General features: G+C 44.9%; 17 protein-coding genes. 12 read left to right on the top strand and 5 right to left on the bottom strand.

Annotated elements, in window-relative coordinates:
* Positions 1-346 precede the first annotated feature (346 nt).
* The 6 genes from dusB (at position 347) to MKR94_RS06795 (ending at position 3842) form a co-directional block, all read left to right on the top strand.
* Positions 347-1312, top strand: a complete 966-nt coding sequence (dusB, locus tag MKR94_RS06820) for a tRNA dihydrouridine synthase DusB (protein ID WP_422047511.1) — start codon at positions 347-349, stop codon at positions 1310-1312.
* A gap of 25 nt (positions 1313-1337) precedes the next feature.
* Entirely contained in the window at positions 1338-1634 is a 297-nt protein-coding gene (gene fis, locus MKR94_RS06815) for a DNA-binding transcriptional regulator Fis (protein ID WP_048912826.1), read from the top strand.
* A 122-nt stretch (positions 1635-1756) separates the two neighbouring features.
* On the top strand, positions 1757-2506 hold the full coding sequence (locus MKR94_RS06810; RefSeq protein ID WP_241646263.1) for a hypothetical protein: 750 nt from the start codon (positions 1757-1759) through the stop codon (positions 2504-2506).
* 90 nt (positions 2507-2596) lie between these two features.
* Positions 2597-2824, top strand: a complete 228-nt coding sequence (locus MKR94_RS06805) for an AlpA family phage regulatory protein (protein WP_241586551.1) — start codon at positions 2597-2599, stop codon at positions 2822-2824.
* Complete coding sequence (locus MKR94_RS06800) at positions 2812-3021, top strand: helix-turn-helix transcriptional regulator (protein ID WP_241646262.1); 210 nt, start codon at positions 2812-2814, stop codon at positions 3019-3021. Before MKR94_RS06805 ends, MKR94_RS06800 begins: the two co-directional genes overlap by 13 nt.
* 161 nt (positions 3022-3182) lie before the next feature.
* A complete protein-coding gene (locus MKR94_RS06795; protein WP_241646261.1) occupies positions 3183-3842 on the top strand; it encodes a YagK/YfjJ domain-containing protein in 660 nt (219 codons plus the stop codon).
* A gap of 197 nt (positions 3843-4039) precedes the next feature.
* On the opposite strand, the gene MKR94_RS06790 is transcribed toward MKR94_RS06795, so the two are convergent.
* Together MKR94_RS06790 and MKR94_RS06785 are read right to left on the bottom strand one after the other, a co-directional pair.
* Positions 4040-6439 carry an amidohydrolase family protein gene (locus tag MKR94_RS06790; RefSeq protein WP_241646260.1) on the bottom strand — a complete coding sequence of 800 codons (2400 nt, stop codon included), beginning with the start codon at positions 6437-6439 and terminating at the stop codon, positions 4040-4042.
* 26 nt (positions 6440-6465) lie between these two features.
* Positions 6466-9309 (bottom strand): archaeal ATPase, encoded by a 2844-nt coding sequence (locus MKR94_RS06785; protein ID WP_241646259.1) that lies wholly within the window; start codon positions 9307-9309, stop codon positions 6466-6468.
* 785 nt (positions 9310-10094) lie between these two features.
* Here MKR94_RS06785 and MKR94_RS06780 point away from each other — a divergent pair.
* The 4 genes from MKR94_RS06780 to MKR94_RS06765 all read left to right on the top strand — a co-directional run bounded on the left by MKR94_RS06780 (position 10095) and on the right by MKR94_RS06765 (position 17023).
* On the top strand, positions 10095-11618 hold the full coding sequence (locus MKR94_RS06780; RefSeq protein ID WP_241646258.1) for a type I restriction-modification system subunit M: 1524 nt from the start codon (positions 10095-10097) through the stop codon (positions 11616-11618).
* Entirely contained in the window at positions 11608-12789 is a 1182-nt protein-coding gene (locus MKR94_RS06775; RefSeq protein WP_241646257.1) for a restriction endonuclease subunit S, read from the top strand. Before MKR94_RS06780 ends, MKR94_RS06775 begins: the two co-directional genes overlap by 11 nt.
* Before the next feature lie 176 nt (positions 12790-12965).
* A complete protein-coding gene (locus tag MKR94_RS06770; protein ID WP_241646256.1) occupies positions 12966-16247 on the top strand; it encodes a type I restriction endonuclease subunit R in 3282 nt (1093 codons plus the stop codon).
* Positions 16247-17023, top strand: a complete 777-nt coding sequence (locus tag MKR94_RS06765; RefSeq protein ID WP_241646255.1) for a M48 family metallopeptidase — start codon at positions 16247-16249, stop codon at positions 17021-17023. Before MKR94_RS06770 ends, MKR94_RS06765 begins: the two co-directional genes overlap by 1 nt.
* 490 nt (positions 17024-17513) lie before the next feature.
* On the opposite strand, the gene MKR94_RS06760 is transcribed toward MKR94_RS06765, so the two are convergent.
* From MKR94_RS06760 to MKR94_RS06750, 3 genes are all read right to left on the bottom strand, one after another.
* Positions 17514-18725: a tyrosine-type recombinase/integrase gene (locus MKR94_RS06760; RefSeq protein ID WP_241646254.1), complete on the bottom strand. Its 1212-nt coding sequence runs from the start codon at positions 18723-18725 to the stop codon at positions 17514-17516.
* A gap of 336 nt (positions 18726-19061) precedes the next feature.
* Positions 19062-20453 carry an APC family permease gene (locus MKR94_RS06755; RefSeq protein ID WP_241646370.1) on the bottom strand — a complete coding sequence of 464 codons (1392 nt, stop codon included), beginning with the start codon at positions 20451-20453 and terminating at the stop codon, positions 19062-19064.
* Positions 20454-20596: 143 nt separating this feature from the next.
* Positions 20597-21427, bottom strand: a complete 831-nt coding sequence (locus MKR94_RS06750; protein WP_241646253.1) for a helix-turn-helix domain-containing protein — start codon at positions 21425-21427, stop codon at positions 20597-20599.
* 195 nt (positions 21428-21622) lie between these two features.
* Here MKR94_RS06750 and MKR94_RS06745 point away from each other — a divergent pair, with 195 nt between their 5' ends.
* Positions 21623-22762: an ornithine cyclodeaminase family protein gene (locus MKR94_RS06745; protein ID WP_241646252.1), complete on the top strand. Its 1140-nt coding sequence runs from the start codon at positions 21623-21625 to the stop codon at positions 22760-22762.
* Between the two features lie 21 nt (positions 22763-22783).
* Complete coding sequence (locus MKR94_RS06740; RefSeq protein ID WP_241646251.1) at positions 22784-23206, top strand: RidA family protein; 423 nt, start codon at positions 22784-22786, stop codon at positions 23204-23206.
* The last annotated feature ends 6 nt before the right edge of the window (positions 23207-23212 follow it).

The following is a 23212-nucleotide window of genomic DNA, read 5'->3' as shown; positions in this document are numbered from 1 at the left end:
GAGAGTGTCTCACTTTCTTCACAACAACTTGACCGTATTAAATCGCTGCTTGGCAAAACAATAACCGCCCCACCCAGCCGTTGAATGGACGGAGGGGGGTCAATAGCGGCATAACGCTAGGGAGGGAGATAACTTTTTCAAAGCTTTTTATCCTCCTAACCCGTGAATTTGAAAACAAAAAAATAGATAACACACTGTTTAATAAAGATATTGTTATACTCCACCCTAGTCTGCAGTGAACAAAAGGTGACTTTAAAACAAATTGTTCAAAGTTTGGCCTTTCATCTTCCATAAAAAATGCGTAATATACGCCGCCTTGCGAACATTTAAGGCCACTTTCTACCCTATGCGCATTGGACAATACCAGCTTCGAAATCGCCTGATTGCCGCGCCGATGGCCGGGATCACTGATCGTCCTTTTCGTACGCTTTGTTATGAAAATGGTGCTGGATTGACCGTGTCAGAGATGTTGTCATCGAACCCACAAGTATGGGCAAGTGATAAATCTCGACTACGTATGGTACATAGTGATGAGCCAGGTATCCGCTCGGTACAGATAGCAGGATGTGATCCCGATGAGATGGCTGCAGCCGCGAGAATTAACGTGGATTCTGGCGCGCAAGTTATTGATATCAATATGGGTTGCCCAGCCAAAAAAGTGAATCGTAAGATGGCGGGTTCAGCCTTACTCCAATATCCCGATATCGTAGAGTCTATTCTACGTGCCGTGGTGAATGGGGTTGACGTACCTGTCACGCTAAAGATTCGTACCGGATGGGATACCGATAATCGCAATTGTGTTGAAATTGCCCAATTGGCTGAGCGCTGTGGTATTCAAGCATTAACCATTCATGGCCGGACTCGTGCCTGCTTGTTTAATGGGGAAGCAGAATACGACAGTATTCGGACAGTTAAGCAGAATGTCTCTATTCCCGTTATTGCGAATGGAGACATCACTGACCCGCATAAAGCCAGGGCGGTACTGGACTACACTGGGGCTGATGCCCTAATGATAGGCCGTGCTGCTCAGGGAAGACCATGGATCTTCCGGGAAATCCAGCATTACCTGGACACAGGGGAGCTACTTGCACCGAAACCACTCGTTGAGGTGAAGTCTATGCTAATCGGACACATACGGGAGTTGCATAGCTTTTATGGCCATGCCAAGGGATACCGTATTGCCCGCAAACATGTCTCTTGGTACTTACAAGAACATGCCCCTGATGACCAGTTTCGGCGCTCATTCAACGCTATAGAGGATGCCAGTGAACAACTGGAAGCGTTGGAAGCATACTTCGAAAACCTGGCGTAAACGAAAAAAAAGAGCTTAAAGAACTATGTTCGAACAACGCGTAAATTCTGACGTACTGACCGTTTCAACTGTTAACTCACAAGACCAAGTCACCCAAAAACCATTGCGTGATAATGTAAAACAAGCTTTGAAAAACTACTTTTCACAGTTAAATGGTCAAGATGTTAATGAACTCTATGAATTGGTCCTGGCTGAAGTAGAACAGCCCCTGTTGGACATGGTAATGCAGTATACCCGTGGTAACCAAACTCGTGCAGCACTGATGATGGGTATCAACCGTGGTACGCTGCGCAAGAAACTGAAAAAATACGGCATGAACTAATCTTCATTCGTAACTGATTCAAAAGAAAGGCATTATCCGAAAGGATGATGCCTTTTTTATGAAAGTGACTACACGGATGACTACGCAACATTCTCCAACCTCCCCATTAGAACTTAACAATAATGTCTAAAAGTACTTATGATCCCCTACCTCCCTTTCATTTATCCTCTGTACTTGATGATGCACTTGGCGATATAGAATACGAGCGCCAGCAGTCTGGAAATGACCTACTTAAAGAAGATGACAAGCATTCATTGACGCTTCTCGGTTTTGGGATTAATAAACTGATTGAAGTTGAAATGCTGTTAAGGCAAGAACAAAATACCGATAGCCATAGTGAAGCCAAGCGTTACTTAGCAGGGACAAGCTATGAGCATCCAGCTTACAACGATTATGATGTTAGTGATTGGGTACGGGGAAGCATTATCGATGCACTCAATATCTTGCAGCTACCACGAGTCGCTATGCTAATCCAAGAGATTTCCCGTAAAGAGAGCCTTGTCACCAGTGGCTACGTCATCAATAACGTAAAAGACAGCCAAAAACGTATTGCACGCAAAGGTGCCCAAGCCTCTAAGCTACAGAAACAAAAATTGTTGAACCTCACAGAGTCTCTTGCTCGTGACTATTGTGCCGATTTCTCTAAGCGATTTCCGAATAGGTCGATCACTATAATAATGATTGCTAACGCGATTCATGATGACATTCTTGAGTATATGCTGAGTTCACCGACGTTAATCAGTACCTATAAAATTACGCAAGAAGAGCAACAGCACCCTGAGACCTGTTCTCGCATCGATACCCTCAAAAAAAATATCTCTCAACTCAAAAAATCCGGAAAACTCCAGCCTTGGCTCTCACCTAAAAAATAAAAAGTGGAGACCAGTCAGTGGTCTCCTTTTTTATCCTGTAAAGCCACGTCAGAATAGCCTCATACTTTCCAAGACAGATGAGAAATAACTATGTCTACTCCTTTGAATCGTAAGTCTATTCTTGAGCTTTATGGGCATGCCTGCGAGCGACTCGTCAGAGAATCTGAACGTCTACTGATTACCTCCATTTCCCGTTCCAAAGCATTCGAACTTGAAAAAGTGAAGCAATTTCCGGCCAGAAAAAAGCTTGGCAATAGTAGCTGTGCTTGGTTACTTTCCGACTTATTGCTGTGGTGTCATGGTTTATGGCAGGAATGAATCAAACACTTTCAAATGAACAACTTATGCGGCCGGTATTGATAAATCGTTATCTGACTAAACAAGAGGTCAGCCGCTATCTACGGATAAGCGTGGCTACACTTAATCGACGAATAAGAGAGGGAAAATTCCCACCCGCAGAGAAAATAGGAAAAATTACGCTAGGCTGGCTACCCGAGACATTGAAAGCAAAATAAAAATCATTTTGATACCCCCAGAGAACTTTCTGGGGATCAGTCACGCCGTTAGGTTGCACCAAAACAAACATGACTTACGGTATTTTGACCCGATAAAACCTGTGCTAGTTGCTGCGCCACGGCGCTTGAGCATGAATAGAAAAGTAGGATATTGATAATATATGTCTGTTCAGGATTCAGCTAACCCCTTCATTATTTCACGGATTAAGATTAGTCACGCTAAGTATCAAGATTACGTATTACCGGTTTACGCATGGCTTACTCGTAATATCTATCCAGATAAACGGATACTCAACTCAATGTTGAAGACCTTAATCGAGGCATGTGGTCGGTCTAGTAAAGTGCTGGTGGTTCGTTTTGACCTGCATGTTAGGGAATACAGTGAGAACAATTCAGTGATAAGCCAGTTCAGCCGAAAATACTCCTTATTGTTAGAAAAAGAGTACTCTAAAGCATGGTGCGAGTTAATTTGGGCGCGAGAGCATGGTAGAAGTCCACGCCAGCATTACCACTGTGTTTTGCTCATCAATGGTCAGAAGGTGCATCATCCCAAGAAGTTGATGGATAAGACTAAAATGCTATGGACTAGTACGACTGGAGGCTCATTGAGTTTACCCACGAACTGTTATTACTTATGGAAACGTGGCGATATAGAGATGTTTGGTCGAATTGTGTATCGGCTTAGCTACCTCGCAAAAAATATCACTAAGAAGCGAATCAATCCACAGGTTAAGCGTTTTGGTTGTAAGGCAATCACTAAGTGTCTAAAGGTCGTACCCACTCAATCCCTCCACCAGCTTTTAAACAACGAAGGTCACTGACCACAACACTGTTACGCCGAAAAACAAAAACGCGAAAATGATCACTTTTGAAAAAGGTGATCATTTTAATGAAATCATTAGCTTATCTATATATTGGTTATTAAACACCCGCTTTGATCACCTTTTTGTGATAAAAAGAGTGATCAGAATTGTGATCACTCTAGGTTATTACTATAGAATTATGGATGTCCTATTTGCTACCTAACATCGTGAAAACGATAAATCCGTCCATTCTCATTTACCTCAGCAATCTTTCTCAAAGCCTCTGCTGGTGATAAATAGAACTTTCTGGTTAACACCACGAACAGGTGATAGAACTCCGATTTTAAATCAGCTGCAAAAACCCCTGGGTCATCAGACCCCAAACAAATAGACATAGGGACATCTCCTTCAATCGCCTCACCCGGCAAACCCATCCAACGAAAGATATGATGTTCGCTGACATCTCGATACTGGCTGATACGAGTATTGCTGGTTGGAGGGCATTCTATCGCGACGTTTCGACTAGCCATTTTTGTCATCACTGCCTGTTGCAATGAAAGTACCGCCTCATCTGGCAAATCCTCCAACGCAACTTCAACGTATTCAGCACGCTGCTTTAGCACATTGTCAGAAGTAAGCCATTGTTTATACAACTTCAGAGGCCTGTTCATACCTGCGATTCTAGCCAACTCTCTAGCATGCTCGTACTCTTCTAGCCAGAGAGATTCAGGTTTTAATGGCCCATTTAACTCACCTAACAGACCTTCAGATTCCGCCAATATCCCACGTATTTCAAACACTTGGTCAAGAGTGGTAATCGAGATTTCTTCTTCCAGCGAAAACACCTCATGGGCCAAACGAACCGCTTCGATCGCTGCATCACTAGCGTAACGCAGTAGATCCGGATGACTACGAAGTTCCCGCCAAATAAACACTAAATCGAGCAATCGCGTTTCTTTAGTCGTAAACAAAGATGATGGTAAAGAACGTTTCCAGATGCTAGGCGTGATACCAATAGCCGTACAGTGACCAAGTCGGTCACCATTACGTAGTGGCAAAAACCTTAAGGCATCATCAATGGATCGGATGCCACTAATCAAATGTAGAAAGTCCTCGCCAACATGATAGGTAAAATGAGCAATACCCGATTTGGCTAGTACCCTGAACAAAGGCCCAAACAACTCTGGTGGCGCATGCATCTCGTTAGCAGCTGCATCCACTCCCCGGACCCAGCGTGTTAAGCGCGGCTCATACTTAAGCATTTCTATCAGGATAGCTGCCTGGTTCTTCAACTCCTTAAATAATAATGCGTAAGGATAGACCTCTCCCTTTTTTGGCTTTCTTTTGATGAAATGCGGCACTAGCGCTAGCTCTGCACACTTACCATGGGATTCAACCTGTTCGAGATTATCGAGTACTTGCGACATAGTCAGCGGCTTATCATGCACCCATTCAAGAGGCATATGAGCACTCAGGTATTCCCAATATCCTCTTAGCATACTGAAGAACAATTTTTGCATTTTGCTGGGGTCGCTCTTCGGAGCAAAACGTCCTTCCAGATAACGCACCTGAGAATACACACCCGCACCATGCGCATGTTTAAAACGAGACAAATAAGATTTCTCAGTTTCCTCCCTCAGCTCTGTCATGGTGTAATTCTGGAACTGATCAAAACCGAAAAAATCGTCTCGCTGAACCAATAAGGTCAGGTACTGATTTTGAATCAGCAGGTAAATCCAGAGCAGTCGTTCCAACCCTTCGGGCGCACCATAGCGCCATTTTTCCAATAACCTAGTTAGCCAGCAAAATTCAGACTCCTGACTGTATTTGTCGTCAGTTGGCCAGACGGTAGCAAACCCATATTCCTGGCCATCGTGTTGAATGGTGCTATCCGCTAACTGCTGCGGATTCTGCATTGATGCTATCCACTTTGGCAACTCCACGCCCTGAGCGACCCGACAAAGAATTTCGCGGATATTACATGCGACTTGTAAACGATCTTTGAAGATTTTAGGCGTCAGAGAGGGATCTATCTGGGCGCAGAGTTGTTTCATCTCTTGAGATACCCAGCCCTTCTCGAAATCTCTGATGCTCACTTCTGGGTGCCTGAGTGCATCCAGCCAACACTCTTCCGCACTGGTACTACCATTCAGATGTTGATGAGTTTCATGCAGGCGTTCACGGGTAATGTAGTCCTCAACAGTCGGATGATATGGGTACAAAGGCCAGCGAAAGTTATATTTCTGACTGGCCGGTCCAGAGTTAAATACCTGATGACATGCCATAATTGGCAGGCACGACACTCGGCTCATCAGCGTTTGCCATTCCGAGAACAAATCAAGAACGATTCTGGGGCCATCTTTCTCGTTTTTGATAAACTTTTCAGCTATTAGACGCAAGGCCGCTACCGGACCAATCTTGATATTTCGCTGTTTGAGTCGCTGTTCCAGAGTTGACCAAGCCGATTTGGCTACGTGATCAGGCAAACCACGCGTTTGTTCGTATTGAGTAAGGAACACAGATGACTCCACCATGTCATCAAGTGATACCTCATTCAACGAGACAGTGCTCAACCGATGCAATAGTAACGTCGAGTTAAGAAGAAACCTTTCCATTCCCAATCCTTATGCAAAGGCCATAATCATTTTTCTACACTGTCATCTAATGAAGGCGCCTTAGTTTTCCTAGATGGCGTAGCCTTATCGTATGATGCTCCGACAATTGTGGAGAAATTCAGCGATGTTATACTATTTTGAATCAGCTTTTGTTTAGTGCTTATTTCTACATTATCATTTTTAGATAAATACTCCCATTCTTCTTCAGAAAGGAGTTCATCACCAACAACTTCACAAATCAGTTTAAGAAAATTTACTTCTTTACTCATTGCTTTGGATGAACAATTAATCCCTCCAAAAGGAAATATAAAAGGATGTAGAATTGGACAACTAATTAATAAGAAAAATAATGGATGAGAATCTTCCCATGTTTTTTCATCCTCTTTTAATCTTTCATTCATTACATTTATCTTTTTCTCAAACTCATCAACTGAAGTAACTGGATTTAGTCTTAACCCCTCACCGATATATTCTCTATCACTAACAGAATGATACAAACTCTCTTCAACCAATACCGCATGAAGAAAAGCTAAAACATTAAAACGCATAATTTTCGCTGCATTTGATTGACTGGCCATTCGTCCATGCTGTGCATCGTTATAAAGTCTGGTTTTATGCTGATCAGCCACATTATTAAGGTTGAAATAGAACCGAGTCCATACTTTGCCAATCAAAAGTGCCGACGGATGAATATCAATCTCAATTTTACTTACTTTTTTAAGCCATTGCTCAAGTTTAGCTATGGCATCAGAAAATTCAGTTGTGTCATCCTTCTGACTGTCATCAGTTACGCCATCATCTTTGGGATCAAGATCAACATCCAAAATAGCAGCTTCGTTACCCGGACTTTTACTCGAGCCTTTCATTTCTGCACGAGTAGCAGCCTCACTCCATGGAGGAACAATACATGTTGTCTGAGCTATAGCTTTATTGAAAGCATTATTAATAGCTGACTTATTACGGTGGCAAGCAGAGATATCTGCAATAGCACCGATCAGATTAAATATACTGCTGAAATCCATAAGGTTATTTGAAGCTACTGTACTCAAGGAAGCCGCCATCGCAGCTTTAGCTAAGCCACTCTCAGCGTCAATATTAAATTTTTTGTATCCCTCAGGTATGTTTTGGCGTGATTTGCGATTTAACTGTACCATTCCAAGAAAAACGCCGACCTTTTCATCATTGGGGTTATTTGCAACCACAGCACAACATCGATTAGCCCAATGAGAAGTGCTTTCAATCCTCCCAACGGACATATAAGCTACATATTCACTAATAAGCTGTTCAAATTTTTGTATATCATTATCAGCCTGCGCTAATTCAGTTACAAATTGGTTGAATATGCTAACGGAACCACAGCCAACCAAAAGCATCTGCAGAAACTTTGACAGGCTGCCCTGACAGTTTTCACTTACCTGAGACGCTAAGTAAATAGAGCAATTTCTTAAGGCTTCACTTTCAGATTGAGGCCGCAAATAAAATCCGGTATTAAAATCACGGTCCTGCTTTACATAGGTGAAGATATCCTTACAGAGCGAATCCATACCAAACCGATGTTGTTCGTAGTTTAACCCCGCGCGATAAATGCTGCTTAGCATCGAACCATATAAGGCATTTCTAAGTAAATTCGGAACTGATAACTCATCAGGTCCTTTAGTGTTGCCTTGTTTGTCATTATGTTTTACCGATGTAGTATGAGATTTTTTTGTATAGAAATCCTGAAGCACCTGCATCAACAAACGTACTGGCTGCTTTAGCAGTTCATCGACATACATGTCTGCATCAGAACTATCTCTTAAATTAAGGCCTTTCCTAACGGCATAGCCGATTGCTTGCCGGACATCTATGGCTTCAATATCCGACATGCCAAGGTCTGTTTTAACCTTGATCTTCTCTTTACCGACTTTTCCCTTTTCACCGACCAATTGCAACATGGTTTTGAGTTGAATACGCTTTTGTACTGGGAAAAGTTTTAATAAATATTGCTGTTCTAGGTGTTCAACCATATATCCCCGTTCTGCTAAACGGGCGTTCTCTTTTTCTTGGTCGAGTAAAGTTTTACTGTAATTTTCGTATTGCTTACCGCGTATTAATTGGGAATATAGGCGTAAGTCGCCCGTTGCCACCACCACCAATTTATGGCTGTTAAAGAATTTACGAATAGATTCAAGGACATCCCACCCCGCATCAAACTGAGTATCAATATCATCAAACGAGATCAAAATAGCCTTACAGCCGAGAATTTCACACGCCCGTTCAACTAGCTCCTCAAAGATTTCAGATAAATCCTGGCCACCAATTGAGTAATCAAGCTGAGCATCCAGTTTTAAAGCATCACTAAAATATTCCGGCTTATATTCTTTATCTATGAGTAAATGTAAACCACGCTGGAGCTGCGCAAGATAATTCTGCCATTGTTCCTTTTGTTTTTTATGATCATTCGACGACCAGTATCCTTTTAACTTATCGGAAACCATTTTATTCAAACGAGCAGTTACAGTGACCAAAATAGGTTCATGGCGCGGCAACTTTGTAGGATCAATAGTCGGCAAACACTTGATGCTGACTTTGACATCACCTTCGGCAATATTCAGAGATTTGACTACACTATTAATAAAAGTGGTTTTACCCGCACCGCGCGTACCATCCACAAAAAACACATTACGGCCAGACTCATCAATGAATCGTGTTAGCTTAGCAAACTTATCGGCTTCAGAGTGGGTAACAGAGTCTCGGATACTCTCGACCAACTGATCACGCAGAGATTTCTGAATAAGATCATCTTCTTTGGTACTACCCGGAAGATTGGATGCAAACAAATTTATGATGATATTCCCGTCGGTCGTTTCAGTCTGTACGCTGTCTGTCATATAAGTATTTATCCATTTATTTTAATTTTTCCAGCCCGAACATTAGAGCTGGCACTTCAAATTCCACTGCATTGATTAATGTAATATTCAATACTCCTAGCTTTAATCAGTTCGTTGGGAGGCCAAAATTCAACCAATAAAGCTGCTTAGATAGCTGGTAAAACTGAATACCTTATTTACCACCCAATCCTCATGAACGAGCGGTTCGTTTTGTCGAGTAAATTCGCCGATATGACTGTGAGGCCAAGGTAATGCAAAACATGCTCATATTGTGTCGGCATACTTGCATTTTTTCTAAGTTAAAATGAAGAAATTACCCGCCTGAACGCCAAGTACTTTTAAGAACGAGAACGCCTATTCAATAGGCTACAACACTAAAAAACATAAACGCTAAGATGAACACTTTTCGGAAGGTAATGACCTTAATAAGAGCATTATATTACCTTAGTGTTCGTTATTAAAATCCCATTCTGGTTATTTTTTATGTTCAAAAATGTGACCACAATAGTCCTATTTGATACGGTTACTACATAATATAAAGATAACCGCTATTCTCTAATTATAACTAAGCCTAAAACTGAGCCATCTATCAACAAGAAGACTTCAGCCTAATAAACTTATTTTCTCAGATATATTTTTTGACCAGCTTCCTGAGTTACGTTCTTCACCATTTCCCATTATGTACCAAATATGATGGGCGTTAAGGCTGACGTCCGGTATGATTAGGCAAAGATTTTTTCAATTTCCTCAGCTTTATATTCGGAAAATCAATATCAGGAATAGACATGAATACTCCCATCAATCAGGAAACCATCAACAAAGCATTGTGGTCCGCCTGCGATACCTTTCGGGGTACTATCAGCGCCGATACTTACAAAGATTTTATCCTTACCATGCTGTTCCTGAAGTACATATCGGATGTCTGGCAGGACCATTATGAAGGTTATGAAAAAGAGTACGGTGATGCGCCGGAGTTGATTGAAGCCATGATGGCGAACGAGCGCTTTGTCCTGCCGCAAAATGCCAGTTTCTATGCTCTCTATGAACGCCGCCATGAGCCGGGTAACGGGGAGCGTATTGATCAGGCGCTGCATGCTATTGAAGAAGCCAACGGAACCAAACTGAAAGATGCCGGAAAAAGTGTGTTCCAGGATATCTCGTTTAACACCGACCGTTTGGGTGATGAAAAACAGAAAAACACCATCCTGCGTCAGCTGCTAGAAGATTTTGCCGGCGAAGACCTTAATCTACGACCGGGCCGCGTGGGTAAGCTAGACGTTATCGGTAATGCCTACGAATACCTGATTAAGAACTTTGCCGCTAGTGGCGGTCAGAAAGCCGGTGAGTTCTATACCCCGCCGGAAGTCTCTGACCTGATTGCCGAGCTGCTTGCGCCCCAACCGGGCGAGACGATTTGTGACCCAGCCTGTGGCTCAGGCTCACTGCTAATGAAGTGTGGCCGTAAAATTGTCTCTGAGCATAATAGCCGCAGCTATGCCCTATTCGGGCAGGAAGCGATTGGCTCTACCTGGTCGCTGGCCAAGATGAATATGTTCCTGCATGGCGAGGACAACCATAAAATCGAGTGGGGCGATACCATCCGCAACCCGAAGTTGCTCGATAAACACGGCGATCTGATGCTGTTTGATATTGTGACTGCCAACCCCCCGTTCAGCCTGGATAAATGGGGGCATGATGAAGCTGAAAACGATAAGTTTGGCCGCTTCCGCCGTGGCGTACCACCGAAAACAAAAGGGGATTACGCCTTTATCCTGCATATGATTGAAACATTGAAGCCGGGTAGCGGACGTATGGGGGTGGTGGTTCCTCATGGTGTGCTGTTCCGTGGGTCCAGTGAAGGTAAGATCCGGCAAAAGCTGATTGATGAAAATCTGCTGGATGCGGTGATTGGCCTGCCTGAGAAACTGTTCTATGGCACCGGTATTCCTGCAGCGATTCTGATATTCAAAAAACAGAAAGTGGATGACAAGGTGCTGTTTATTGATGCCAGCCGGGAGTTTAAGGCAGGTAAAAATCAGAACCAGCTCAGCAATGAGAATATCCAGAAGATTGTTAAAACCTACCGCGAAGGCGATAACGTTGAGAAATACTCCTACCTTGCCAGCCTGAAAGAGATTCAGGATAACGACTACAACCTGAATATTCCGCGTTATGTCGATACTTTTGAAGAAGAGGACGAAATTGATTTGCTGGCAGTCCGTGAGGAGCGCGAACAACTAAAAGCTGAATTGGCTAAGTTGGAAAGCAAGATGGCGGGTTATTTGAAGGAGTTGGGTTATGGTGCCTAAGGGGTGGAAGTTGGTAAGTCTAGGTGACGTGTGTAACGGAGACCTCCAGACAGGACCTTTTGGAAGCCAGCTACATGCCCATGAGTATGTTCCTATTGGTGTTCCTGTACTGATGCCAAAGGATCTGATTGGGTGTAAAGCGGATATTTCCCAAGCTGCAAAAATCACTCCGACTAAAGCTAATGAACTAAAAAAACACTTTTTAAAATCGGGGGATTTATTATTTAGTCGCAGAGGTGATGTAGCCAGATTTGCATTGATTAATATAGAATCAGAAGGAGCCATTTGCGGTACTGGATGCCTTAAAGCAAGACCAAGTAAAAATCATTCATCGAATTTTTTAGCATATTTTTTACAAAAAAATAGTGTCAGAAAATGGCTAGAACAAAATGCTGTTGGGCAAACAATGCCTAACATGAATACAGAAATTCTTCATGAACTGCCGTTGATGATTGCATCATCGAAACTGGAGGAGGAGAAAATCGCCCAAATCCTGTCCACCTGGGATAGAGCGATTTCGGTAACGGAAAAGCTTCTCTCCAACAGTCAGCAGCAGAAAAAAGCCCTGATGCAGCAATTGCTAACGGGTAAAAAACGCCTGCTGGATGAGAATGGAGGAAGGTTTATCGAAAAATGGAAAAAAACTACTTTAGGGGATATAGCAAAAATCACAACAGGTAGCTCTAATAGACAGGATTCAAGCTTGGATGGGAAGTATACTTTCTTTGATCGTTCCGAGGATATTAGAACTAGCAATATTTATCTATTTGATGGAGAGGCAATTATAGTTCCTGGAGAGGGGCAGAGATTTGAACCAAAGTATTTCATTGGTAAATTCGATCTTCACCAAAGAACCTACGCCATAATGGATTTTGCAAGCCATTCGGGGAGGTTTCTTTTCTACATGATAGATTATCTTAAAGTTTATTTTCTCAACCAAGCTGTGGGGTCAACTGTAAAGTCTTTACGTCTTCCAATGTTTCAAAAAATGACCTTTGAAGTACCTGAAATTGAAGAACAACAAAAAATTGCCGCCGTACTCTCCGCCGCCGATACCGAAATCTCCATGCTGGAGAAAAAACTCGCCTACCTGAAGGATGAGAAAAAAGCCCTGATGCAACAACTACTGACCGGTAAGCGTCGAGTAACTGTCGATGCGGATGCCGCATGATAAAGCTGACCATAAACGCCCCACGCCCATCTGGCGTAAGGCTGGACTAACGAACCGTAATGCCCCTACCCGTGTGGTAGGGGTAAAAATTTAAAAATATTGCCCGCACTGACTATGCAGGGCATGACTTGTCGCTGAAGAAGCACGGCTATCAGCGGTGATAAAAAGGATAAGCAATGACCCCGACCAGTACCCCGAAGTTTCAGGAAGAGTACAGCGCTAAAATTCCGGCTCTGACATTATTGTCCGCTCTGGGGTGGACCTTTTTGTCACCGAAACAGTGTCTAGCTTACCGGGGTGGCAAGCAGGATGAGGTAGTACTACGTCCAATTCTGCGCGAAGTCTTATCCAACCGTACCTTTATTGCCGATGGTAAAGTTTGCCCGTTATCCGATAAAGCCATTGATAACCTGCTATCACAAGTCTGCTCGCCCGCCCTCAATGAAGGGCTGCTGAAAGCCAATGAGCGGATGTATAACCACCTGCTCTATGGGATTGCCGTAACGGAGTTTGTTAACGGTAAAAAGGTGAACCCGACGGTTGCACTGATTGATTGGGTTCATCCTGAGAATAACCAGTTCCACTTTACCGAGGAGTTTACCGTGCTGCGCTCAGGCGGGGTGGAGACTCGCCGCCCGGATATTGTCTGCTTTGTCAACGGTATCCCGCTAGCCGTGATTGAAGCGAAGCGCCCGGACGGTCACGGTAATAAGGGCCCTACCACGGATGAAGGAATATCCCAGAACCTACGTAATCAGCGTAACGATGAAATTCCTCAGCTGTTTGCCTACAGCCAGCTGTTACTATCCATCAACGGCCATGATGGCCGCTACGGTACCTGCCACACCCCAATAAAGTTTTGGGCCGCCTGGCGCGAAGAAGATATTACCGAGGGACAGATGCTTGCCCTGCGAAATACTCCTCTGACGCCGGCACAAACGGATGCCCTATTTGCCCATCGTAACCAGGCAGACCGTCAGTGGTATCAACAACTGATCGCCGGGGGGGAAATGGCCGTCAGCGGACAGGATAAGCTGCTGATCAGCTTGCTCTCCCCATCGCGCCTGCTGGAGATGACCCGCTTCTTCACGCTGTTTGATAGTAAAAACGGTAAAATTGTCGCCCGTTATCAGCAGGTATTCGGCATTAAACGTCTACTGGAGCGTATCAATACTCGCCGCCCTGATGGTGGCCGGGAGGGTGGCGTTATCTGGCATACCACCGGGTCAGGTAAGTCGTATACCATGGTGTTTCTCAGCAAGGCATTAATTCTGCATAACAGCCTGAAGCAGTGTCGCATTGTTGTGGTCACCGACCGTACTGATCTGGAAAGCCAGCTCAGCAAGACCTTCGTTTCCGGTGGAGAGTTATCCGGGACTGGCGACAAAAGTAAGGCGATGGCTGCCTCCGGCCAGATGCTGGCAAAACAAATCGGCTCCGGTAAGGAGCGCATCATCTTCACCCTTATCCAGAAATTCAACTCAGCGACAAAGCTGCCGGAATGCGTGAATACCAGCCCCGACATCATCGTGCTGATTGATGAGGGTCACCGCAGCCAGGGGGGAGAAAATAACGTCCGTATGCAGCTGGCGCTACCGAATGCCGCCTTTGTCGCCTTTACCGGCACCCCACTGCTGAAGGAAGACAAAACCACCAGCAAGTTTGGGCCGATTGTCCACGCCTATACTATGCAGAGGGCGGTGGAAGATCAGGCGGTCACGCCACTGCTGTATGAGGAGCGCATTCCTGACCTGGAAGTAAACGACCGCGCTATTGATGCCTGGTTTGAGCGTATTACCGACGGACTGAGTGAGTCGCAGGTCGCTGACCTCAAGCGTAAATATGCCCGCAAAGGTGAGGTGTACAGTGCCGATGACCGTATCCGCTTGATTGCACTGGATATCGCTACCCACTTTTCAAAAAATATCGATGAAGGGCTGAAGGGACAGTTGGCCTGCGACAGTAAGGCCTCGGCCATTCGCTACAAAAAATATCTGGATGAAGCCGGATTATTTGAATCTGCCGTGGTGATCAGCGCGCCGGATAGCCGGGAAGGTAACACCAGCGTGGATGAGAGTCGCCAGCCAGAGGTGACAAAGTGGTGGAAGGACAATGTCGGCTCGCAGGATGAAACAACCTATACCCGCGACATCATCAGCCGTTTTGCCACCGACGATAGCCTGAAACTACTGATTGTGGTGGATAAGCTGCTTACCGGCTTTGATGAACCGAAAAATACCGTGCTGTATATCGATAAGCCGCTGAAGTCCCATAACCTGATCCAAGCAATAGCGCGGGTCAACCGCTTACACCCGCTAAAGAAATTTGGTCTACTGATTGATTATCGCGGCATTCTGGCCGAGCTGGATACCACTATTGGCCAGTATCAGGACCTGGCCTCCCGAACACAGGGAGGGTACGACATTAGCGACATTGACGGGCTCTACAGCGCCATGAGTACCGAATACAAGCGCCTGCCCCACCTCTATAACCAATTATGGGCCATCTTTGCGGGAGTCAAAAATAAGCAAGACATCGAACAGCTGCGGGCGGTGCTGGTTCCCCGGATGGAAGAACGGGACGGAAAACTGACCGATATCCATCAGAAAACCCGGGACGATTTCTTTGAAGCATTAACCGACTTTGCCGGATGTTTAAAAGTAGCCCTACAGTCCGCCACCTTCTTCGCGGATAAAAGCTTTACTGAGCAGGACCGTAATCTCTATAAGGAGACAGTGAAGCAGATGTCCAGTCTGCGCCAATGGGCGATGCAGGTCAGCGGCGAACAGGTCAACTACGATGACTATGCAGAACAGGTAAAAAAGCTGCTAGATAAGCATGTCAGTGGTGTGGAAGTCCGTGAGCCCGGCGGGGTGTATAACGTTGGACTGATGGGCAAAAATGAACAGCCTGAAACGTGGGAATCCGACAAAACGCGCAACGAAACCGATATTATCAAAACCCGCGTGACGAAGATGATTGAACAGGACCTGCGGGACGATCCCTATGCTCAGGAGCGTTTCTCTAAACTGTTACGTATGGCGATTGAGGAGGCTGAGAAACTGTTCGACCATCCCCTAAAGCAATATCTACTGTTTCAGGAGTTTGAACAGCAGGTGCAGGCCCGCCAGCTCAGCGATATTCCGACAGTGCTGGCGGATAACCGACATGCTCAGGCCTACTACGGCGTATTTAAAAAAGAGCTCCCTGAGGTATTTGACCTTCAGGATGAGCACGTGCAGGACAAATGGACAACACTGGCCTTTGAGGTGGATGACATTATTATCAGTGCCGTCGCTGAAAACTCCCTCAACCCACAGGATATTGAAAAAGCGGTGAAGACCCGACTGCTGCCGTTATTGTTTGCGGCTTGCCGGGAAGCCGGAGCGGGGATGAATCAGGTGAACCGTATCACCGAATCCCTGATACAGACCCTGCGTGTGGGTCTCAATAAATAATGTGTGAGAAAACACTACCATCTTTATCGACCCTACAACTGGTGTATGCCGGTGAGTCGATTACCGTCCAGTGCGTCCCTCGCCGGGTGGTAAAAGGCCGTTTACTTATCAAAGTTCATCCAGATGGACGGGTAGTGGCTTCCGTCCCGCCAGAGACCACCGAGCAGGAAGTGCTGAGCGCGCTGAAAAAAAGAAGCCGCTGGATATACCAGCAATTGCGGGACTTCAGGGCACAGCAGGTGCATGTTACTCCCCGGCAGTACGTGAGTGGAGAAAGTCACTACTATCTAGGCAAGCAATATCAGCTGAAAGTGATTGAATCCCCCACGCAGCCACAGAAAGTGAAAATGTTACGGGGATGCCTGGAAGTCACGGTCAGATATAAATCAGCAGAGAAAGTGAAATCCCTGCTCGCTGACTGGTACCGGGAACGCGCCAGAGAGGTATTTCAGCGCCGCCTCGATATTTTAGTTCCCCAGACGCTATGGGTCAGCGAACGTCCGCCAATCCGTCTGCGAGCAATGCAGACCCAATGGGGAAACTGCTCCGCTAAAGGGTGTCTGACACTTAACCCCTGGCTAGTCAAAGCCCCTTCAGACTGTATCGATTATGTTTTACTGCATGAACTTTGCCATGTGGCAGAGCATAACCACAGCGACGCCTTTTATCGCCTGATGGGGCAAGTTATGCCAGGATGGGAAAAGGTTAAAAAACGTCTGGATGGTATGGCAGAGATGCTACTGTCGGGAATGTTTAATGAGGAGAATGATAGATGAAAGGTCGGATAACATGACAAGTACCAATCCCAAACAAAGAAAAAGCCGCAAATGTAAAGCGACTTTCTCATAACAACTGGACTGAATAATCACAAACATTCCATGTAAATATCCGAATTAAAAGTCATTATTTAAATAATTCATTTCTTCATAGATTTCAGTCTAGTTGAGCCAACTATGGTCTAGATAGCCGTTGTTCTCCATCCATAAATAGGTTTGATGTTTTACAAGATCTAAAGTTAGAAAAACGCCGACATAACGACCCATTTTTCTGATTATTGCTACGAAAATAGAGTGTGTGGCATTAATATATTTTCCTGCCAAAAAACGCTGAACAAGTCGAGGGCGCTTAGACGGCTTGGGGAGAGGTTTTCGGCTCATTGTAGCCTCCTAATAATCTTGATCGAATAAAACAATATTGATTGACTTAGCTATATATACTGTCGATGTTTACAATCAAAACCATCAATTTAATAGATAGCCTATATCGTCACCTTAACACCACCACATTCTCCTGAGGCTCGGCCATTAGCATCAGCTTCTCGCACCACAAATTCAGCGCCACCAGCTTCTCGGGTAAATATTGGCTGCGATTATAAATCGCCATTACGCCCGGCAAGGTATGCCCTAAAAGTTGCTCGACCACATGGGGGGCTATCCCCATATCATTCATTTTAGTGGCAAGAGAGCGCCTAAAGTCATGAAGACCCCAAGGTTGCTCATGCCCTAACTTTTGCCAACATACCCGTCCCCATTGACTTACACTGGCAGAGCCTTTGATTTCTCCCAACAGCAATCCAGTCTGTTTAAACTGCTGGTGGAGGGAAAGAATTAGCGGTCGAAGTAATAATGGAATGGGACGAACAATACGCGTGTCTGATTTACTATGTTCGCGTGGCACCGTCCAGACCCAGTTTTCCAAATCCCACTCGCTCCAGTTCGATAAGCGTGCTTCTTGGGTCCGGCAGCCAAACACCATCAGTAACTTCAGTAGATGATTATAGTAAGGTAGAAAACGGTCACTTTCCGTCAATTGCCAAATATCGATTAACTCTTGATCAGTATGAATACGGTCACGCTTCGCCTGCTTTTTACCCACATCATTAATCGTTAAATCGTCCAATACTTTACTCACTGCATAATGTCGGACGCGACAGAATTTTAAGGCCTGCTTACACATCTGAAAAATGTAGCCTGCGGCTACCGGACTCTCTTTACGGATACGGTCAAAACAGGTGATCCAATAGCGCGTTTCACACTCAGCTAGGGGAAAATCCCCAATATAGGGATAGATATGACGATTCAACTGAGAGATATGTTTCTCAACATTCGCTCTGTTATCCATCGCATACTCTTTTATCCAGTAATCGATAGCTTCGCGTACTGTGACCGGATGTAAACTCTCTTGAGTCGTCAATTTTAGCTGGTGGCGTGGGTCTTTACCTTGAGCAAGCCACGACTTGCACTCATCCCTTTTTTCCCGAGCAACTTTAAGTGTTATCGCTGGGTAATTACCTAGCTTTAATTTAATTGGAGCAGACGTTCTGCCGCCTAATCGAAAGTTGAAGTACCACGTAATACTCCCTGTGGTAGTCACCTTACAATTTAATCCATCCCCATCAGCATAGAAGCACATTCTCTCGCTCGGTTTATCGAGTAAATTTTTAAGTTTCTTATCCGTTAGCTTATTAATTTCTGCCATAGGTCAAAGCTCTTCCCAACAAAGAATGTCTATTTTCAAGACTCAAAAGTGACTACACGGGTGACTACACAGTAGGGTATAAGAGCCAAAACACCCCCATACCAATGAGGACAAGATTATCACATAAGATAATGATTTACATGGATTTTAATTATCAAGCCAAAACACTGAAAAACAGATGAAAACAGCAATTTTGTTCATACGGCATGAACTAATCTTCATTCGTAACTGATTCAAAAGAAAGGCATTATCCGAAAGGATAGTGCCTTTCTTTATGGAAGTAAGATAACCTTTACAGGCTTAAGGGGTAATAATAGGGCTTGCGTTTAATTACCTCTAAATACAGCCCCTTTTAATCTCCACCCTCTTCGACCATAAATACCCCAGTACGCTACAGATCACGATCACTGCCGGTATCATCCGGGTCATCCTACTTTCTCCCCCCACTAAAACGGGTAAATTATTGATGACGAGAAGGACTGTAAATAACATCGCAAAAAACGACAGTAAAGGGGCCCAAAAGGTAGACCAAGCACCCCGCTGATGGCGTTGATGACGGAAAAAATTGATCACGGCGGCACAAACGCCCAGCTGCAAAAGTAAGACACAAAGCGTGGAGATGGCCGACCCTAGTGCAAAAATATGCATCATAGGATCCACATTCATTGCCCCGAGGCCTATCAGTAATAACAGCATAATAACGCTGTGAAGGTGGCTAGCATGATGTGGTGTACCGTTATCCGGGTGAATTTTGCAAAGCTCCTGCCAAATCAAGCCATCACGACTCATGCTAAATAAATATCGCGAGATATTATTATGAAAAGCGACGGTCGCGGCAAACAAGCTACTAATTAATAACACCGACATGGCGGTGACTGCCCATTGCCCCACATTATCGCGTGTAATCATTAGGATCAAATTTTCAGGCTCTTTACGAGCGAGGCGAATTAATTGCTCTGCGCCATAGGTTTGGACCAGACACCAGCTTGTGAAACAGAAAAAAGCCGTGATCAATAATAATGCGCCGATCGTTGCTCGAGGGATCGTTTTATGAGGATCCTTACACTCTTCGGCATAAATAGCGGTCGACTCGAATCCAATAAAAGCAGCAATGGTAAATATAAAGCTGATCCCTAGATTGCCATGTAAAAAGACAGAGGGCTGAAACGGCTGTAAGCTATGATGATGACCATGTTTGAGCAGCAAAACGATATCCGTTAACAGCACAATCCCCACCTCAGCAAGCATCAATATGCCGAGTATTTTTCCTCCAACCTCTACCCGTTTAATGCTTAAGCACCAGGTGATTAAAAGAAACGTTATACTGCATAACCACCAAGGAACTGCCAGAGAGAATTGTTCAGCGATAAGTTGAGCAGAAAAATAGCCCAGCATTGCAACAATAGCGATTTGGATCGAGATATAGGCAAGTAATGCAATGATTGAGGCTGAAGAGCCCCAGTTGTCACCTAATCCTTGACGTATATAAGTGTAAAAGGCACCGGAATTTTTTACGTATTGGCTCATCGCCAAAAAACCAATCGAAAATAAAATCAAAATAACGCAAGAGAGTAAATAAAACGTCGCAATCCCCGCACTATTGCCGCCAGCGATGGCAACGGGTAGTCCCCCAACGACCCCAGTAAGGGGTGAGGCGGCAGCCACAACAAAAAAAATTAATGAAAATAAGCCCAATGTGTTTTTGCGTAAGCCCGACTCTCTTTCCATCATCATTGCCCCTGAGTGAGAAAGGCGCGCCAATGAGAATTCCCTCATTAGCCTGCCACGATGAACTCATCATTCTCTAGGCTTTCAGATTCTGATAGAAAAATTACGACATACCTCGAGTGCAAACATGCACTGCTTTAGTGCTACGGATCGACTAATCGTTGGCCATAATGATGGGCCGTAATCTGATTCAAATAATGCGTCGGGGTTGTACTACTAAAACGCTTAAATTCTCGTAAAAAATGGGATTGATCACTGAATCCTAACTCGTAGGGAATGTCACCATGGGAGCAGGTCACTGCATCATGGATACGATTTAACGCTGACTGACAGCGAACAATCCGGCTGAAGGTTTTTGGCGATAAACCGATATCATGCTTGAACTGACGTTGTATGGTTCGGCAACTGTAACCCGTTAGATTTGCTAATTGATCGATACGAACATTCCCCTCTGCAGCATGAATTTCTTGCATCACTGATTGCGTAACCCTAGAGTTTTTACGCGTTAAATAACGACTAAAGTACTGCTGAAATAACGTAATCTTCGAGGCAAAGTCTTTTGCCTCAATAATCCTCGAAAAGATCATTTTTCCTTGGGGAGCGGCATCGAGCAAATTAAACTCATTATCCGGAATATCATCAGCATAAGCATCTAAGAAGTCAGGAATGACGCCTGCGCTAAAACGTACGCCGAAATAAAGCCGTTCTTCGGTTAAATAGGCGTTACGTGCCTCCAACGTCGTACCGCAAATTCGAGCCGTCGGAAACTGTGGATGACAATCAAATAATATATCGATACAACCGTCAGGAATCGCCAAAGTGAACGTTGCTTGTTGACTCGTCTTAAAACTATAGAAATGCGATATTTCGGGTAACGTTGCATTCGTCTGCCAAAAATAATGCGACGTATTTAAGACAAACCACGGCTGTTCAGGATGGAATTTTTTCTCTTTAAGGATCGGGCTATTTTTCATTGTCATACCCATTATAAAAGTCTACTGGCTTACTCCCAATGCAACTTCCACACCATTAATCCAAGCCCTGTCGCAAATATTCAATACATCCCAAAACACATCAGGCTATTTCTATAAACAGCGACTGTCACTAACTAGGCGACGGAGCTAACAGAGATCTTTTCTGGCGAATAAATTCTGAGTGAGGTGGTGGCAATGACTGATTCAACAAGAATTGATTTTTTATATCTCTCTGAGCAAGACATGATCCGTGCGGGCGTTACCGATATGCCCGCCTGTATTACCAGCATGGAAGAGATGTTCAAATTACTCTACCACGGTGACTACCGAATGGCCGGACCGAATAATGATTCCCATGGTGCGATGGTCACATTTCCGGAAAATTCACCCTTCCCAACGATGCCGAAACCGACGGCAGACCGACGTATGATGGCGATGCCTGCATACTTAGGTGGAAATTTCCAAACGGCGGGTGTTAAGTGGTATAGCTCCAATATCGCTAACCGAGAAAAAGGCTTACCACGCTCGATATTACTGTTTACCCTAAACGATGCAGATACCGGTGCGCCGTTGGCGCATATGTCAGCTAATTTATTATCGGCGTACCGGACGGGTGCAATTCCTGGCGTGGGGGCTAAATACCTTGCTAGGCAGAATTCCCGCGTAATTGGGCTATTGGGGCCTGGCGTCATGGGTAAAACAACCATTGCCGCATTTCTTTCTGTCTGTCCCAACGTCGACACTGTAAAAGTCAAAGGTCGCGGTGCGGCAAGTCTCGATGCATTTATCGCTTGGCTAAAAAATAGCTACCCTCAAGTTACTACTATCCAAATCGTCGACACGCTTGAAGAAGTCGTACGCGACAGCGATCTGGTCGCTTACTGTAGCTCCGGCGAAACGGGCGATGCCTCCACTTATCCCATTGTGAAACGCGAATGGGTAAAAGCCGGAGCCTTTTTAGCAATGCCCGCCCTCTGTGCCCTAGATGAAGGAATGGAACGGGCTGATGTACGAAAGGTCCTTGATAATACGGGCCTTTATAATGCTTGGTTCGAAGAGGTGCCTAAGCCCGCTCACAACACCATCCCCATTATTGGCGTCCGCTTTATGGATATGCTCGCGGAAGGCGCACTGACCGCCGATCAAATCGAAGATATTAGCCAAATTATCGCAGGCGAAGCACCCGGTCGAAAAAATAACGATGAAATAATCATTATGTCTGTCGGAGGTATGCCCGTTGAAGATGTGGCATGGGGAACCGTGCTGTACCGAAATGCGCTGCAACGCAATATTGGTGTGAAATTAAATCTTTGGGAAACACCTGAACTGGCTTAATCACTTTACGAGGGTACCGCTATGACCGCCATTATCAAAGTAAAATCCGGTTCTATCTTTGAAGAGAAAGCCAGTTACTCACGATTAGTTGCCGTCGATAACTGGATTTACGTTTCAAATACGGTCGGACGCCATCCTATCACTAAAGAGATCCCCGAGGATGTCATCGATCAAACTGCGCAAGTTTTTGCCAATATTGAAGCGGCGTTACGCGCCGTCGAGGCGAGCTTAAACGATGTAGTCTGTTCACGAGTATTTATCCAATCACCCGAAGACGTGCCAAGCGTAATGGCTTTTATTGGTGAAAAATTCCGTGGTATTGACCCTTCATCGACCGTCACCTGCCCACCGCTAGGATCGACAGTGTATAGAGTGGAGATCGAAGTCACCGCCTACCGTGGTGCGGGACAAACGAACGCGACGACACTTACTTTATCGCAGTAATATCCA

Origin of the sequence: Rosenbergiella metrosideri (assembly GCF_022602565.1) — a bacterium.
GTDB lineage: Bacteria > Pseudomonadota > Gammaproteobacteria > Enterobacterales > Enterobacteriaceae > Rosenbergiella > Rosenbergiella metrosideri.
This window is presented reverse-complemented; position numbering and strand designations above follow the sequence as displayed.